The 14,933-nt window shown below is 73.3% G+C and carries 13 protein-coding genes and 1 pseudogene; 10 read left to right on the top strand and 4 right to left on the bottom strand.

Features of this window, described 5'->3' with window-relative positions; translation table 11 throughout:
- Positions 1-13: 13 nt before the first annotated feature.
- Together ABZ490_RS37730 and ABZ490_RS37725 are read right to left on the bottom strand one after the other, a co-directional pair.
- A complete protein-coding gene (locus ABZ490_RS37730) occupies positions 14-1,879 on the bottom strand; it encodes an AAA family ATPase (protein ID WP_359000954.1) in 1,866 nt (621 codons plus the stop codon).
- 443 nt (positions 1,880-2,322) lie between these two features.
- On the bottom strand, positions 2,323-2,964 hold the full coding sequence (locus ABZ490_RS37725; protein ID WP_359000951.1) for a hypothetical protein: 642 nt from the start codon (positions 2,962-2,964) through the stop codon (positions 2,323-2,325).
- Positions 2,965-3,113: 149 nt separating this feature from the next.
- On the opposite strand from ABZ490_RS37725, the gene ABZ490_RS37720 reads away from it, so the two are divergent.
- From ABZ490_RS37720 to ABZ490_RS37705, 4 genes are all read left to right on the top strand, one after another.
- Positions 3,114-4,535, top strand: a complete 1,422-nt coding sequence (locus tag ABZ490_RS37720; protein ID WP_359000948.1) for a peptidase C39 family protein — start codon at positions 3,114-3,116, stop codon at positions 4,533-4,535.
- Between the two features lie 47 nt (positions 4,536-4,582).
- The gene (locus ABZ490_RS37715; protein WP_359000945.1) at positions 4,583-4,723 is read left to right on the top strand and encodes an SCO1431 family membrane protein; all 141 of its coding nucleotides are present in this window, start codon (positions 4,583-4,585) and stop codon (positions 4,721-4,723) included.
- A gap of 94 nt (positions 4,724-4,817) precedes the next feature.
- Positions 4,818-5,474 (top strand): TetR/AcrR family transcriptional regulator, encoded by a 657-nt coding sequence (locus ABZ490_RS37710; RefSeq protein WP_359000942.1) that lies wholly within the window; start codon positions 4,818-4,820, stop codon positions 5,472-5,474.
- Between the two features lie 165 nt (positions 5,475-5,639).
- Complete coding sequence (locus ABZ490_RS37705; protein ID WP_359000939.1) at positions 5,640-6,812, top strand: acyl-CoA dehydrogenase family protein; 1,173 nt, start codon at positions 5,640-5,642, stop codon at positions 6,810-6,812.
- Here ABZ490_RS37705 and ABZ490_RS37700 read toward each other — a convergent pair.
- Positions 6,775-6,969 (bottom strand): hypothetical protein, encoded by a 195-nt coding sequence (locus tag ABZ490_RS37700; protein ID WP_359001057.1) that lies wholly within the window; start codon positions 6,967-6,969, stop codon positions 6,775-6,777. The two genes, ABZ490_RS37705 and ABZ490_RS37700, sit on opposite strands and share 38 nt — an antisense overlap.
- Before the next feature lie 255 nt (positions 6,970-7,224).
- Here ABZ490_RS37700 and ABZ490_RS37695 point away from each other — a divergent pair, with 255 nt between their 5' ends.
- Together ABZ490_RS37695 and ABZ490_RS37690 are read left to right on the top strand one after the other, a co-directional pair.
- Entirely contained in the window at positions 7,225-8,349 is a 1,125-nt protein-coding gene (locus ABZ490_RS37695; protein ID WP_359000936.1) for a hypothetical protein, read from the top strand.
- Between the two features lie 19 nt (positions 8,350-8,368).
- Positions 8,369-9,472, top strand: coding sequence for a phosphotransferase family protein (locus ABZ490_RS37690; RefSeq protein WP_359000933.1), 1,104 nt, complete (start codon positions 8,369-8,371; stop codon positions 9,470-9,472).
- 46 nt (positions 9,473-9,518) lie between these two features.
- On the opposite strand, the gene ABZ490_RS37685 is transcribed toward ABZ490_RS37690, so the two are convergent.
- On the bottom strand, positions 9,519-9,953 hold the full coding sequence (locus ABZ490_RS37685) for a hypothetical protein (protein ID WP_359000931.1): 435 nt from the start codon (positions 9,951-9,953) through the stop codon (positions 9,519-9,521).
- Between the two features lie 240 nt (positions 9,954-10,193).
- On the opposite strand from ABZ490_RS37685, the gene ABZ490_RS37680 reads away from it, so the two are divergent.
- From ABZ490_RS37680 to fxsA, 4 genes and pseudogenes are all read left to right on the top strand, one after another.
- Entirely contained in the window at positions 10,194-10,634 is a 441-nt protein-coding gene (locus ABZ490_RS37680) for an Lrp/AsnC family transcriptional regulator (protein WP_067249881.1), read from the top strand.
- Positions 10,635-10,914: 280 nt separating this feature from the next.
- Positions 10,915-12,531, top strand: a complete 1,617-nt coding sequence (locus ABZ490_RS37675) for an amidohydrolase (RefSeq protein WP_359000926.1) — start codon at positions 10,915-10,917, stop codon at positions 12,529-12,531.
- Between the two features lie 568 nt (positions 12,532-13,099).
- Positions 13,100-13,879 (top strand): annotated as a pseudogene (locus ABZ490_RS37670) (polyprenol monophosphomannose synthase); the annotation flags it as partial.
- Between the two features lie 466 nt (positions 13,880-14,345).
- Positions 14,346-14,888, top strand: coding sequence for an FxsA family membrane protein (fxsA, locus tag ABZ490_RS37665; RefSeq protein ID WP_359000923.1), 543 nt, complete (start codon positions 14,346-14,348; stop codon positions 14,886-14,888).
- Positions 14,889-14,933: the final 45 nt, after the last annotated feature.

Here is a 14,933-nt window from a genome sequence, read left to right as displayed (position 1 = left end):
CCGGCCGTCCCCGCTACGTCGCCGACGGATCCTGCGGCCCCCGCCCCGACAGCACCTCGCCGTACGCCTGCATGAGGTCCGGGAGCCGCAGGGTCGACAGATCGTCCCGGGTCAGGGCCGTGGGGTACGTCGACAGCCGCAGATCCCGGTAGGCGCAGCTCTTCTCGTACAGCGTCCGCAGGAACCGCCCGTTGCCCAGCTCGTCGATCCACCCCTGGTCGACGACGTGCCCGGCGATCGAGCGCAGCTCGTCCAGCGCCTCCTCGTCCCACACATCGCCGTTCTCGGCGGCCAGCACCTCGCCGATGGAGGTGAGTTCGAGGGGGCGGTACGAGGGGAAGTCGACGCGGGTCGTGAAGCGGGAGGACAGACCGGGGTTGGCGGCGAGCAGCCGGTCCATGCCCTCCGGGTAGCCGGCCAGGATCACCACCAGATGGTCCCGGTTGTCCTCGGCCCGCTTCAGCAGCACCTGCAGCGCCTCGTCGCCGTACGCGTCGCCCTTGCCGTACCCGGAGTTGGACAGCGAGTACGCCTCGTCCACGAAGAGGACACCGCCGAGGGCGGAGTCGATCAGTTCATTGGCCTTGACGGCGGTCTGGCCGAGATACTCGCCGACCAGGTCGGCCCGCTGGGCCTCCACCAGATGGTCGCCGCCGAGCAGACCGAGGGCGTAGAAGACCCGGCCGAGGATGCGGGCCACCGTGGTCTTGCCGGTGCCGGAGGGGCCGGAGAAGACGAAATGCCGTTTGGGCGGCTGGACCGGAAGGCCCTGCCCGGCCCGCAACCGGGCCATGTTGAGCTGCGCCGACAGCGCCTTGACCTGGCGTTTCACGGGTTCCAGGCCCACCATGCGCTCCAGTTCGGCGAGCGCCTCCTCCAATAAGCCAGGGTCGGTGGGACCGGCCGGCAGCGGCGACCCCACGACCGTCTTCGCGCGGACCGCCGGATCGGCGACCGACGGCAGCGGCCCCACGGGCGGCAGGTCCGAGGGGTCGGTGAGCTTGAGGTCGCGGCCCTCGGTGCCGAACAGCGGGTCGAGGGCGTCCGGGCCGTCCCCCACGTCCTGCCCGATCCCGGTGAGCGTGATGGCCGCGAGGTCGGCGGGGTCGTCGTAGCCGTCGCCCTCGGCGATCGCGGCGAGCCGGGCCGAGGTGTCCATGAAGGCGGGATCGACCCGGTGCACCGCCCGGTACAGGGGGAGCGCGGCGGCCGAGCGGCCGGTGCCCTCGTGCGCCCGGGCCAGCCAGTACCGTAGCTCCTTGCGCTGCGGCTGCTCGCTGCGGCAGCGCATCAGCGCGGCGGAGAGCAGCGGTTCGGCCTGGCCGTACATCTCCAGCCGGACCCGGGCCATCCCGCCGAACAGCCCGGCCTCGATCCCGAGGAGCGGGTCGTCCAGGAGCGGGTCGGTGTGCCGGACGAGCTGTTCCCAGTCCTTGACCAGATAGGCGCGGCAGGCGTGCAGGAACCGGACCTGGTGGTCGGTGTCGACGGGCGGGAGCCCGGCGAGCGCCCGGTCCAGCTCGGGCACATGCCGGCCGTCCAGCCAGTGCGAGGCGTGCGCGAGCAGCAGATCACGCGGGCTCTCCAGCACCGGCTGCACCCACCAGCCCAGCCAGTACCAGGAGTTGAGCGTCCGGCGGTGCCGGGTGCGCTGCTCGCCGAAGCGGTCCCGGTGCCGGTACATCCGCAGCAGCGCGGTCGTCGTGTCCACGCGCAGCGCGTGCAGTCCGAGCCAGCCGTCGGCCATCCCGGGATCGATCCGTACCGCCGTGCGGAACTCTTCTTCCGCCTGCGGATACGCGCCCATGGTGTAGGCGTCCACGCCTCGTAGCCAGGCGAGGTCGGCCGGGGCCTCCAGGCCCTGCGTGCCGAAATCCATCACGTCCCCCACAAACCGTGCCCCCGTCGGTTTGCCACCGGGCCCACGCCCGCCGGCTGCCTTGGTCGAACCGCTGTGCCGCGGACCGGAGTTGCAAGGTGCGCGAAGCAGCTGTCCGTAGGTCGCACCGAGGGCATCGTACCTGCGGAGGAGTGCCTGCCGAAGGGTGCCGCCCAGGCCGTTTGACGAGGTGGGAGCGGACGGGGCGCATCCCGCAACAGTGACCCTCGGTGAGCGTCCGGCGTCGTGGCGCGCACGGAAAAGGGGCGGGCGGAGCGCCCTGAGGGCAGAACGAAGCCCCCGATCACGGGGGAACAACCGGGGGCTTCGCGACTTGGGGCGGCTGCGATGGCCGCACATTCAGAACGTAAGACCTGTACGGGCCGCCGGTCAAGCGAAGTTGAGGCACTTGGCGAAGTTCGGGTGGAGGGCTTTTCACACCTTCACCACATCGCGGGTGGTCCCTCACGGTGGGTGACATCCGGGTGCCCCACGGGGTCTCCCGACGGCCCCGGCAGCACCTCGTACCCCTCGCTCAACTGCCGTACCAGCAGCCCGGCATGGGGGCGCGAAGGGTCGTCCGAGAAGTGGTGCGCCTCCGCCCGGACCCACCCGTCCCAGAACTCCCGCTGCTCCTCCCCGTCCCGCGCCCGCCCGCGCGCCCAGGCCTGCTCGGGCGCCATCTCCAGCCACAGCAGGCAGGCCAGATGCGGACGCAGGGCGCGGCGGCCCGCCCCGACCCCCTCGATCAGGACGACGGGGTCCGCGGGCAGCGGCCGGGGCGGGCCGAAGCGGTGCTCGCGCCAGTCGTACGGGGCGTAGTGCGCGCTCTCGCCGCGGCCGAACGGCTCGATCACCTCGGTCAGCAGCCGCCCGGTCCACGCGAACAGTTCCGCGTGGCTGGCGATGTCGTCGAGGTGCAGCACCGGCGCCCCGCCGAGCGCCTCGGCCAGCCGGCCCGCGAAGGTGGACTTCCCGGAGCCCGCGTGCCCGTCGACCCCGATCAGCCGGACCGGGCCGCAGGACGGCGGGAGCCGGCGGAGCCGGGCGGCGAGCCGCGGGACGGCGGGAGCCGGCGGCTTCACAGGACGGGGTACGGGAGACGGACGTGCACGGCGCGGAAGTCTAGTGCGACACGGGTGACCTCCGGGGCTGCGGTGCTGGTGGGGGCGGCCGTCCACGCTCATAGTGGGCGCACAGTCGTGCACCGGACACCCTGGGGGTCCTTCCGCCCATGAGCAGCTCAGACCACCCCTCCCGCAGAACCGTTCTTGCCGCCACGGTCGCCGTCGTGGTGGCGGGCGGCCCGGCCCCGGCCCAGGCCGCCCCGGCCCCCGGCGCGACCCCGGACGCCGCAGCACCCGCCGAGACCCCGGACACCGAGGCCATGGCAGGCACCCCGGCCGCCGGGTCCGCCCCCGCCCGGCTCGTCGACCTCCGCTCCTGGCTCACGCACGCCGACTGGAGCTCGGGCTCCGCGCAGGGCACCCGGGCCGTCGCGGGCGAGCGTCCCGGCCTGGTGTGCGGCAGCGCCGCCGGCACCCTGGCCTTCACCGATCCGCACGCCAGGACCACCGCCGACTGGGAGTACGCGACCTGGACGTCCCCCGTCCACCGGCTCGCCGTCCCCGCCACCGAGGTGATCGCCTCCTGGAACGCGAGCACCCCGGCCGGCACCTGGCTCCAGGTGGAGCTGCGGGCCACGTACACGGACGGCACCGACACCCCCTGGTACGTGATGGGCCGCTGGGCCTCCGGCGACCAGGACATCCGACGGGCCTCGGTCGACGGGCAGACCGACGGCCGCAGCACCGTGTGGACCGACACCCTCGCCGTCGACGACGCCACGACGGGGCTGCGCGTCGGCGCGTACCGGATCCGGCTCACCCTGTACCGCCGCCCGGGCACCACGCTCACCCCCACCGTGTGGCGGCTGGGCGTGATGGGCTCCGCCCTCCCGGACCGCTTCACCGTCCCGTCCTCGGTGCCCGGCCCGGCGCGCGAGCTGGCGGTCCCGCGCTACTCGCAGGAGATCCACCAGGGCCAGTACCCGGAGTACGACAACGGCGGCGAGGCCTGGTGCAGCCCGACCTCCTCCCAGATGATCATCGAGTACTGGGGCGGCCGGCTGACCCCGGCGCAGCTGAAGTGGGTCGACCCGGCCTACGCCGACCCCCAGGTGTGCCACGCCGCCCGGTACACGTACGACCATCAGTACGCGGGCTGCGGCAACTGGCCCTTCAACGCCGCCTACGCGGCCACCTTCGACGGCCTCCAGAGTGTCGTCACCCGGCTGACGTCCCTCACCGATCTGGAGACGCTGATCGCGGCGGGCATCCCGGCCGTGACGTCCCAGTCCTTCCTCAAGGAGGAGCTCACGGGCGCCGGGTACGGCACGGCCGGCCATCTGATGACCGTGATCGGCTTCACGGCCGACGGCGATGTGATCGCCAACGATCCGAACTCGGCGGACGACGCCTCGGTGCGGCGCGTCTACCTGCGGCGGCAGTTCGAGAACATCTGGCTCAGGACCAAGCGGTACAACGCGGCGGGCAAGACCGTCTCCGGCAGCGGAGGCGTGTGCTACCTGTACTTCCCGGTGCGTCCGACCCTGCGCCAGTGCACGGCGCTGAAGGCGGTGGGGGTCACCGTGTGAGCAAGGTCTCGGCCGCAAAAGCCCTGGGCGGTGGCAAAGTGGACACCATGACCGCACATGCCGCTTCCGCCACCCGCACCCGTACCGGCGGCCCGCGCGAGGACGGCCCGAAGATCGTCGAGCATGTCCTGGGCTGGGTCCTCGCCGCCGTCGTCGCGATGCTGGTGACCCGGCTCGGACTGCTCTGACCTCCGCTGATCGGCCGTCGCCGGCGTGGGCTGAGCGGTTGTTCGACCTGACATACTGACGTGGTCCCGCCGGCCGTTGGAGACCAGGTCGAAATTGAATATCAGCCACCAGCGCGATGCCGTCCGTCCCCGGGCGCGGGGAACCGAGCGCTCACTGGCGCGCCGCGCCGAACTCATCACCATCGGGCGCAAGTTGTTCGCCGACACGTCCTACGACGCGCTCTCGATGGACGACATCGCCCGGCAGGCGCACGTCGCCAAGGGGCTGATCTACTACTACTTCCAGTCCAAGCGCGGGTATTACCTGGCCATCGTCCAGGACTCCGTCGCCGATCTGGTCTCCTTCGCCGCGAGCGGTCTGGAACTGGCCCAGGTGGACCGGGTCCAGCGCACCATCGACGGCTATCTCCGGTACGCCGAGCACAACCAGGCCGCCTTCCGCACGATCGTCAGCGGCGGGGTCGGCTTCGACGCCGAGGTGCACGCCATCCGGGACGGGGTGCGCGCGGCGATCGTCGCGACCATCGCCGAGGGCGCCTACGGTGACGGTGACATCCCGCCGCTGCCGCGGATGGGCCTGCTCTCCTGGGTGTGCAGCGTCGAGGGCGCCACGCTCGACTGGATCGACCGCCCCGAGCTCTCCCGCGACGTCATGTGCGACCTGCTGGTGAAGTCCCTGGGCGGCACCCTCCGCGCGATCGAGGAACTCGATCCCGCCTTCCCCGCGCCGAAGCCGGCCCGCAGGGACTGAGCGCACGGACCGAAGGGGCGGGGACCCGTGCTCCCGCGCCCCCGGTCGTACGCCGGTCCGGCCGGCGGTCCGGACCGGTCCCGCAGTCGCCCCGCCGTGCGGGGAGGGCGTCCCGAGGGGATACTCACAGCGCGAAGCCGCAGGCCGGCGGTGAGGAGGTGCGGCATGGCCGAGCGCGCACCGGAGCCGGTGGACCGCCTCCTGCCCACGGAGGAGGCACGCGAACTGCTCGCCCTCGTCCGGGACATCGCCCGTCGGGAGATCGCCCCGACGGCCGCCGAGGAGGAGGACGCGGGACGCTTCCCGCGCGAGCTGTTCACCCTCCTGTCCGCAGCGGGGCTGCTCGGACTGCCGTACGACTCCCGGTACGGCGGCGGCGACCAGCCGTACGAGGTCTACCTCCAGATCCTGGAGGAGCTCGCCGCGGCCCGGCTCACCGTGGGGCTCGGGGTCAGCGTCCACACGCTGGCGGCGTACGCGCTGGCCGCGCACGGCACCGACGCCCAGCGGGCCGCGCATCTGCCGGGCGTGCTCGGCGGCGGGCTGCTCGGCGCGTACTGCCTGTCCGAACCGTCCTCCGGATCGGACGCGGCCGCGCTGCGGACCAGGGCCGTACGGGACGGCGGTGCCTGGGTGATCGACGGCACCAAGGCCTGGACCACCCACGGCGGGATCGCCGACTTCTACACCGTCCTGGCGCGCACCGGCGGTGAGGGCCCGCACGGCATCACCGCCTTCCTCGTGCCCGGTGACGCCGACGGTCTCACCGCCGCGCCGCCCGAGCGGAAGATGGGACTGAAGGGCTCGCCCACCGCCCAGCTCCACTTCGACGGCGTCCGGGTGGGCGACGACCGCCGCCTCGGCGGGCAGGGCGAGGGCTTCGCGATCGCCCTGGCCGCACTGGACTCCGGGCGTCTCGGCATCGCGGCCTGCGCGGTCGGCCTCGCCCGGGCGGCCCTGGACCAGGCCGTCGCCCACGCCACCGGGCGCCGGCAGTTCGGCCGGCCCCTCGCCGACTTCCAGGGCCTGCGCTTCCTGCTCGCCGACATGGCGACCCGGGTCGAGTCGGGCCGTGCGCTGTATCTGGCGGCGGCGCGGCTGCGGGACGCGGGCCGGCCGTTCGCCCGGCAGGCGGCCATGGCCAAGCTCCACTGCACGGACGCCGCGATGCAGGTCACCGTGGACGCCGTCCAGGTGCTCGGCGGCTACGGCTACACCGCCGACTTCCCCGTCGAGCGCCATCTGCGCGAGGCGAAGGCCCTCCAGATCGTCGAGGGCACCAACCAGATCCAGCGGATGGTCATCGCCCGGCATCTGCTGGGCCCGCAGACGCGCTGAACTGTCCCGGCCGCACCTGGGGAGTCACCAGCCGCACCCACTCCGGGTCGTGCCGCCCCGGCAGGGTGCGGCCCCGGTCGGCCCAGGCCCGGAGCAGCTCACGGTAGAGGGGCGGGTCCGGTGGGGGAGCCGGGGCGGCCGGGGCCGGCGGGGGCAGGGGAACCGATTCTGCGGGTCTGTGTCCGGTGTCTCCGGGATCCGCGGAGGCACCGGGCTGGCGATGCCGTCCACGGGCCGTCGTGTAGGTGAGGGTCATACCGGGGCCAACGCGAGGGCGTGAGGCCAGGTCACGCCCCGTTCACCCGGGCGTGCGTTCGGCAGCCCCCGGCCACGGTTTCGGCCGGTCCCGACTCTGGCCGCCGCGGCATCCCTGACGTACCGTCAAATCTCTTGCGTCCAGGGAGGAGTGCCCATGGCCGACGACCGCCCCGTGCCGCTCGACGAGTACCCCGTCCACCAGGTGCCCCTGTCGATGAAGCATGTGGCGACCGGGGACCGCAACGCCTACGACCGCTGCATCTTCCATGTGCTCGACCACCGGGGCAGCACCCTGCTGATCGCCGGCCTCGGCGTCTACCCCAACCTCGGGGTGATCGACGCCTACGCCACCCTCCGCCGCGGGGACACCCTGTACGCCGTCCGCGCCTCCGACGCCCTCGGCGAGGACCGGATGCGCCTGGAGGTGGGGCCGCTGCGCATCCGCGTCGAACGCCCGCTGCGGGACTTCGTGCTGAGCTGCGCCGCCGACCCGGACGACCCGGACGGACTGTCGTACGAGATCCACTGGTCGGCCGACTTCCCGGCCCTGTGGGAACCGCACCACCAGCAGCGGCGCGGCGGCCGGCTCACCCTGGAGGGCAAGCGGTTCGTGCAGGCCGGCCGGTGCGTGGGATGGCTGCGGGCGGGCGGGGAGACGACCCGGCTGACGGCCGGCGCCTGGACCGGGACCCGGGACCGCAGCTGGGGCGTGCGCCCGGTGCCGGGGGAGGAGGGCGGCCGGCTGGCGCAGGAGCATCCGACCGAGGGCTTCCACTGGATCTGGTGCCCGGTCCGCTTCGACGACCGCTTCCTGATGGTCATCACCCAGGAGGACGCCGACGGCCACCGCTCCCTCAACGACGCCACCCTCGTCCGCCCCGGCCGCCGCGACCGCCAACTCGGCTGGCCACAGGCAGAGATCACCTACTGGCCAGGCACCCGCCGACCCGAACACGCCCTCGTCCACCTCGGAGACGTCCGCAAACCCCTGGAGCTGGAGGCGGAGATCCTCGTCTCCTCCCCGCTCGCGATCGGCGCCGGCTATCCACCCGCCGACGACTGGCAGCACGGCACCTGGCAGGGCCCGCGCTGGACCGACCGCCGCAGCTACGACCTGACGGCCCCTCACCCCCGTGCTGCTTATGGGGTGACCGACCACGCGGCCCGCTTCCGGCTCGACGGCCAGACCGGTTACGGCATCTTCGAGCACGGCTCGTTCGGCCGCCACGATCCGAGCGGCTTCACCGGCTTCGACTCGGTCGCCCCGCGAGGAGGCTGAACCACAGGGAGGTCGACCCATGACGACGGCACCACGACCGCGCACCACCACCCGCGACCCCGAGGAACTGACCCGCCGGCTCACCGCCTGGCTCGGCACCCGGCTGCCCGGCGCCCGGGCCACCGGAGTGACCGTGCCCGCCTCCAACGGCCTGTCCAGCGAGACCCTGCTCTTCGACCTCGACCATCCCGAACCACCGCTGCGGCGCTGCGCGTTGCGGATCGCGGCGGACCCGGCGGCGTACACCGTCTTCCCCGTGTACGACATGGTCCGCCAGTACCGCACCCTGCGGCTGGTGGCCGCGCACACGGACGTGCCCGTGCCGCGCGTGCTGTGGCTGGAGGAGGACCCGGGCCCGCTCGGCGCCCCGTTCTTCGTCATGGAACGCGTCGAGGGCAGGGTCCCGCCCGATGTCATGCCCTACACCTACGCGGGGAACTGGCTGCACTCCGCGAGCGACGCGGACCGCGAGCGGCTGGAGGCGGCGACGATCGGCCTGTTGGCCCGGCTTCACGACCAAGTGCCCCTGAAGGAGGTCGAGTTCCTCGCGTTCCCTGGTGAGGGTGACGCCCTGCGCCGCCATGTCACGGCCCAACGCGCCTACTACGACTGGGTGATCGCCGGACTCGCCCCGTCCCCGCTGATCGAGTCCGCCTTCGCCCGGCTGGAGGACCTGTGGCCGAAGGAGGCGGCCCCACCCGTCCTCAGCTGGGGCGACGCACGGATCGGCAACATCGTCTACGACGGCTTCGAGCCCGCCGCCGTACTCGACTGGGAGATGGCCGCGCTCGCCCCGCGCGAGGTCGACCTCGGCTGGACCGTCTATCTGCACCGCTTCTTCCAGGACCTCACGGCCGCCTCCGGACAGCGCGGACTGCCCGGCTTCCTGCGCCGCGACCGCGTGGAGGAGCGCTACGCGCAGCTCACCGGGCATCCGCCGCGCGACATGGAGTTCCACACCCTGTACGCGGCGCTGCGGCACGCGATCGTCATGCTGCGGATCGCCTACCGCCAGGCGTACTTCGGCGAGGTGGCCGTGCCGGCGGATCCGGACACACTGATCCTGCACCACGGCAGCCTGCGGGCCATGGTGCAGGGCAGCTACTGGGAGACGGGCTCCTGAGGGACGCGCTCGGGGGACTCGGACCCCTGGGCGTGGGCGTCGCGGCTCAGGCGGCCTGGCGGCGCATCGCCGGTACGCGCATCGGGCGCGAGCTCGGGCCGCCGACGTGCGAGAAGGGCTGCATACGCCAGTCGAGCCCCTGAGGGAGCGTCAGCACGACCGCGATGTCCTGCTCCCGGTCCGTGTCGGACTCGTCCGCCGACCGGGCCTCGGACGCCGAACGCCCGGTGCCGGCGCAGACCGTGAGCCCGAACGGGTTCCACGGCGAGGCGCACAGCGCGTGCTCCGGCAGGACCTGCTCGTCCTCCAGCAGCGCGATGGACTGCGCGCAGTCCGGGCAGATCACCCGGAACATCTCGAAGGTGTCGTACGCGTCGAGCTCGTCGGCGTCGAACGCGTCGGGTTCGACGCCCTCCGGCTCGGGCTCCACCACGGACAGCCGCTTGGGCGCGGTGCGACCAGGGCGCTTAAGACTCTGCATGGGATTCTCCCCCTCGGGCTGGGCCGCCAGGCACTGAGGCCTCGACCACAGCAAGCACTTCCCAGCCCGTCTCGGCGGTAATCACGAGGACATCACGAAGCATCTACGCGCGCTGTGGTCTTCGTCACATGCCATCCGCAGGTGCCAACCCGCTCCCGCCGCCCGACAGATCACGAACCGGGTATGACCTGGGCTGCATAGGTATCCGAGGAGATCACACGCACTGTAGGTTCTTGCGTCATGGAGGAGCTGGACCGCCACATCGTGCAGCTGCTCGTCAAGGACGGGCGGATGAGTTACACCGACCTGGGCAAGGCCACGGGCCTGTCCACGTCGGCCGTGCACCAGCGGGTGCGCCGGCTGGAACAGCGCGGTGTCATCCGGGGCTACGCGGCCGTCGTCGACCCCGAGGCCGTCGGGCTGCCCCTGACCGCCTTCATCTCGGTGAAACCGTTCGATCCCAGCGCCCCCGACGACATCTCCGACCGGCTGGCCGGCGTGCCCGAGATCGAGGCCTGCCACAGCGTCGCGGGCGACGAGAACTACATCCTCAAGGTGCGGGTGGCCACCCCGCACGAGCTGGAGGAGCTGCTCGGCCGGATCCGCGCCCTCGCCGGGGTGTCGACCCGGACGACCGTCGTCCTGTCCACGCCGTACGAGGCGCGCCCGCCGCGGATCTAGGCCGTGTCCGCAAGGTCCCTCCCCCAGAGGGGGTACCCCCAGCCCCGCGACGCCCGGCACGCTCCCCCAGAGGGGGCACCCCCACTCACGCTCCCCCACGCTCGGCTGCGCTCGCGCGGGCAGGGCCCCACGACGCCGCAGGGCCCGCCCTCCGGGCGGACGACGGGACCTTGCGGACACGACCTGGGACGCCGGGCGGAGGGCGGGTCCGGGATGCCCGATGCCCCCTCGGTACGCCCCAGGTGCGTGCGCGCTCCCGCGGCGCGAGAAACTGTCGGTCATGAGTGAGCGCACGCCCGAGCCGAAGACCGTCCTGCTCCGCCGCGGAGAGGTCCACAGCCCCGCCGACCCGTTCGCGACCGCGATGGTCGTCGAGCGCGGCCAGGTCGCCTGGGTCGGCTCGGAGGGCGCGGCCGACGCCTTCGCGGACGGCGTCGACGAGGTGGTCGACCTGGACGGCGCCCTCGTCACCCCGGCGTTCACGGACGCGCACGTCCACACCACCTCGACGGGCCTCGCCCTCACCGGCCTCGATCTGTCGTCCGCCCCCTCCCTCACGGCGGCCCTCGCCCTGGTCCGGGACTTCGCCGCCGCCCGTCCGCGGGACAAGGTGCTGCTCGGACACGGCTGGGACGCCTCCCGCTGGCCCGAGGGGCGCGCTCCCCGCCGCGCCGAACTGGACGAGGCCACCGGCGGCCGGCCGCTCTACCTCAGCCGGATCGACGTCCACTCGGCCGTGGTCACCACCGCCCTGCTCGACCTGGCGCCCCGCACCCGCACCGAGCCGGGCTACGCGGACGGCGAGCCGCTCACCCGCAACGCCCATCACAGGGCCCGCGCCGCCGCGTTCGCAGCCGTGACGCCCGCCCAGCGCGCCGAGGCCCAGCGGACCGCCCTCGCGCACGCCGCCTCGCTCGGCATCGGCTCCGTCCACGAGTGCGGCGGACCCGAGATCTCCTCCGAGGACGACTTCACGGCCCTGCTGCGGCTCGCCGCCGAGGAGAGCGGCCCGCGCGTCGTCGGCTACTGGGCCGAACGCGACGTCGACCGCGCCCGGGAGCTCGGAGCGCTCGGCGCCGCCGGTGACCTGTTCGTCGACGGGGCCCTCGGCTCCCACACCGCCTGTCTGCACACCCCCTACACCGACGCCGCCCACACCGGCACCGCCTACCTGACCGCCGCCGACGTCGCCGCCCATGTGGTCGCCTGCACCGAGGCGGGCCTCCAGGCGGGCTTCCACGCCATCGGCGACGCCGCCGTGACCACCGTGGTGGACGGTGTGCGGGCGGCCGCCGAGAAGACCGGCCTCGCCCGGATCCGCGCCGCCCGGCACCGGGTCGAGCACGCCGAGATGCTGACGCCCGACACCGTGGCGGCCCTCGCCGAGCTGGGCCTGACCGCCTCCGTGCAGCCCGCCTTCGACGCCCTGTGGGGCGGCGAGGACGGCATGTACGCCCAGCGGCTGGGCGGGGAGCGGGCCCGCACCCTCAACCCCTTCGCGGCCCTGCTGCGGGCCGGTGTCCCGCTCGCGTTCGGCTCCGACAGCCCCGTCACCCCGCTCGACCCGTGGGGCACGGTCCGTGCCGCCGCCTTCCACCGCACCCCCGAGCACCGCGTCTCCGTACGCGCCGCCTTCACCGCCCACACCCGGGGCGGCTGGCGGGCGATCGGCCGCGACGACGCCGGGGTCCTCGTCCCCGGCGCGCCCGCCGACTACGCGGTCTGGCGCACCGACGCCCTCGTCGTCCAGGCCCCCGACGACCGGGTCGCCCGCTGGTCCACCGACCCGCGCTCCGGCACCCCCGGCCTGCCCGACCTCACCCCCGGCGCGGACCTGCCCGTGTGCCTGCGCACGGTCGTCGCCGGAAGGACGGTGTTCGTACGGCCGGGCGAGTGATCTCGGCGGCCGGTGCGGGGAAGATCACCCGTCCGCACGCCGAGGTGTGTCCGGCACCACCTCCCCGCTGACCAGGGCATTGACCGCAAAGCCGCAGGTCGAACGGCTGTTGACAGCCGATGGCCGGAGGCGGGTAGGTTCGGCCGGGTCCACCACCGGACGCCCCGCCGCAGAACGTCCGCGCACTCGCGGCGGCGCCGCTGGGTCAGGGACGGTGTGCCGCACCGGGGCACCGCCACTGGCAGCCAGGCTCAGCGCCAGCGCCGCAGCGAGGGAACGTTCCGTCCGGCCGGGGAGGTGTGACCCGGGTGGGGCCCGGGCGCTCAGTAGACAACGGCTTTCGGTCGACCCGCAGCCAGCGGGTCCCAGGTCGGCCCGAAGGGCGCCGGGCCCCCATCCGCAGCACGCTTCGACTCACCCGGTCGGGGTACGTTCGTACATACAAGGCCAAAAGTCAGTTCTTACCCCGCTCTTGTGGAATCGACACCACCATTCGATCGTCCTGTCACGTCATCGCAGGCGGTGGCCACTATGGTGGTGGCCTGCGTACGGACACGAAGGGGCAGCAGTGAACGACGGCGACGGGACCCTCGCGGCACAGAGGCGGGGGAGGCAGTTCGGCCCGCTCGGCACCGCCTTGGTGATCATTCCGACCTACAACGAGGCGGAGAACATCAAGGGCATCGTCGGCCGGGTGCGCGAGGCCGTTCCCGAGGCCCATGTCCTCGTGGCCGACGACAACAGCCCCGACGGCACCGGCAAGCTCGCGGACGAACTGGCCGCCGGGGACGAGCGTGTCCAGGTCCTGCACCGCAAGGGCAAGGAGGGCCTGGGCGCCGCCTACCTCGCGGGCTTCCGCTGGGGCCTGGAGAACGGCTACGGCGTCCTCATCGAGATGGACGCCGACGGCTCCCACCAGCCCGAGGAACTGCCCCGCCTGCTCACCGCGCTCAAGGGCGCCGACCTGGTCCTCGGCTCCCGCTGGGTGCCGGGCGGCCGGGTGGTGAACTGGCCCAAGTCCCGCGAGTTCATCTCCCGCGGCGGCAGCCTCTACTCCCGCCTCGCCCTGGACCTGCCGCTGCGCGACATCACCGGCGGCTACCGGGCCTTCCGGCGCGAGACCCTGGAGGGCCTCGGCCTGGAGGAGGTGGCTTCCCAGGGCTACTGCTTCCAGGTCGACCTCGCCCGCCGGGCCGTCAAGGCGGGCTTCCACGTCGTCGAGGTCCCCATCACCTTCGTCGAGCGTGAACTCGGCGACTCCAAGATGAGCCGGGACATCCTCGTCGAGGCGCTGTGGCGGGTCACGGCGTGGGGCGTGGGGGAGCGGGTGGGCAAGATCACGGGCCGCACCGCGGACCATCCGGAGTCCCCGCGGACGCCGGCCGAGACCTCCGCCCCGGCCGAGTCCTCCGCCCCGGCGGCCCAGGTTTCAGCCCCGGCGGCCGAGTCCTCCGCCCCGACTGCCGAGGCCTCAGCCCCGGCTGCCGAGACCTCCACCCCGGGAGCCCAGGTTTCAGCCCCGGCGGCCGAGTCCTCCGCCCCGGCCGAGTCCTCCGCCCTGGCGGCCCAGGCTTCAGCCCCGGCTGCCGAGGCTTCAGCCCCGGCTGCCGAGATCTCCGCCCCGGCTGCCGAGACCTCCACCCCGGGAGCCCCGACTGCCGAGGCCTCAGCCCCGGCGGCCCAGGCCTCCGCCCCCGCCGCCCAGGCTTCCGCCCCGGCGTCCGGCGAGGCGACGGAGGCGACGGCGAAGCCCCACAGCGAGGGCTGATCGTCCTTTTATGCCGCTCTGAGCCGGGTCCGGGCACACTGGAAGCATGACGACTGGCGCTCCGATCCCGACCTACCCCGTTTCCGGCTCCGACTCCACCCCCACCCGCCCCCGGCGCTCGCGCCTGCGGACGTACCTGCCGCTCGGGCTCGCCACCTGGCTGGTGCTGGAGATCTGGCTGCTGTCCACGGTCGCGGCCGCGACGAGCGGGTTCGTGGTCTTCCTCCTGCTCGTCGCCGGTTTCGTCCTCGGCTCCGTGGTCATCAAGCGCGCGGGCCGGCGCGCCTTCCGGAACCTCAACGAGGCCCTCCAGCAGGGCGGCTCCCCCTCGAAGGGCTCCGGCAACGGCCTGATGATGCTCGGCGGCCTGCTCCTGATGATCCCGGGCCTGATCTCCGACGCGGCCGGCCTGCTTCTGCTGCTCCCGCCGGTCCAGAAGGCGATCGGCTCCTACGCCGAGCGCAGGTTCCTCGCCGCCGCGGCCCCCGGCTCCCTGGGTGACGCCTTCCAGCAGGCCCGTATCCACCGCCCCGACGGCAAGGTGGTCCAGGGCGAGGTCATCCGGGACGAGCAGGGGGACGAGCGATAGGCAGCACAACGACCGCGGGCGCCGTACGTGAGACACGTACGGCGC

This window comes from Streptomyces sp. NPDC005811 (assembly GCF_040630405.1).
Lineage (GTDB): Bacteria > Actinomycetota > Actinomycetes > Streptomycetales > Streptomycetaceae > Streptomyces.
This window is presented reverse-complemented; position numbering and strand designations above follow the sequence as displayed.

What these genes read in the sequence shown, in the direction of transcription:
- ABZ490_RS37675 (WP_359000926.1), top strand. Translation starts at nt 10,915, where the DNA reads ATGAGTGAGCGCACGCCCGAGCCGAAGACCGTCCTGCTCCGCCGCGGA.
- ABZ490_RS37695 (WP_359000936.1), top strand. Translation starts at nt 7,225, where the DNA reads ATGGCCGACGACCGCCCCGTGCCGCTCGACGAGTACCCCGTCCACCAG.
- ABZ490_RS37715 (WP_359000945.1), top strand. Translation starts at nt 4,583, where the DNA reads ATGACCGCACATGCCGCTTCCGCCACCCGCACCCGTACCGGCGGCCCG.
- ABZ490_RS37730 (WP_359000954.1), bottom strand. Translation starts at nt 1,879, where the DNA reads ATGGATTTCGGCACGCAGGGCCTGGAGGCCCCGGCCGACCTCGCCTGG.
- fxsA (WP_359000923.1), top strand. Translation starts at nt 14,346, where the DNA reads ATGACGACTGGCGCTCCGATCCCGACCTACCCCGTTTCCGGCTCCGAC.
- ABZ490_RS37680 (WP_067249881.1), top strand. Translation starts at nt 10,194, where the DNA reads ATGGAGGAGCTGGACCGCCACATCGTGCAGCTGCTCGTCAAGGACGGG.
- ABZ490_RS37720 (WP_359000948.1), top strand. Translation starts at nt 3,114, where the DNA reads ATGAGCAGCTCAGACCACCCCTCCCGCAGAACCGTTCTTGCCGCCACG.
- ABZ490_RS37690 (WP_359000933.1), top strand. Translation starts at nt 8,369, where the DNA reads ATGACGACGGCACCACGACCGCGCACCACCACCCGCGACCCCGAGGAA.
- ABZ490_RS37685 (WP_359000931.1), bottom strand. Translation starts at nt 9,953, where the DNA reads ATGCAGAGTCTTAAGCGCCCTGGTCGCACCGCGCCCAAGCGGCTGTCC.
- ABZ490_RS37705 (WP_359000939.1), top strand. Translation starts at nt 5,640, where the DNA reads ATGGCCGAGCGCGCACCGGAGCCGGTGGACCGCCTCCTGCCCACGGAG.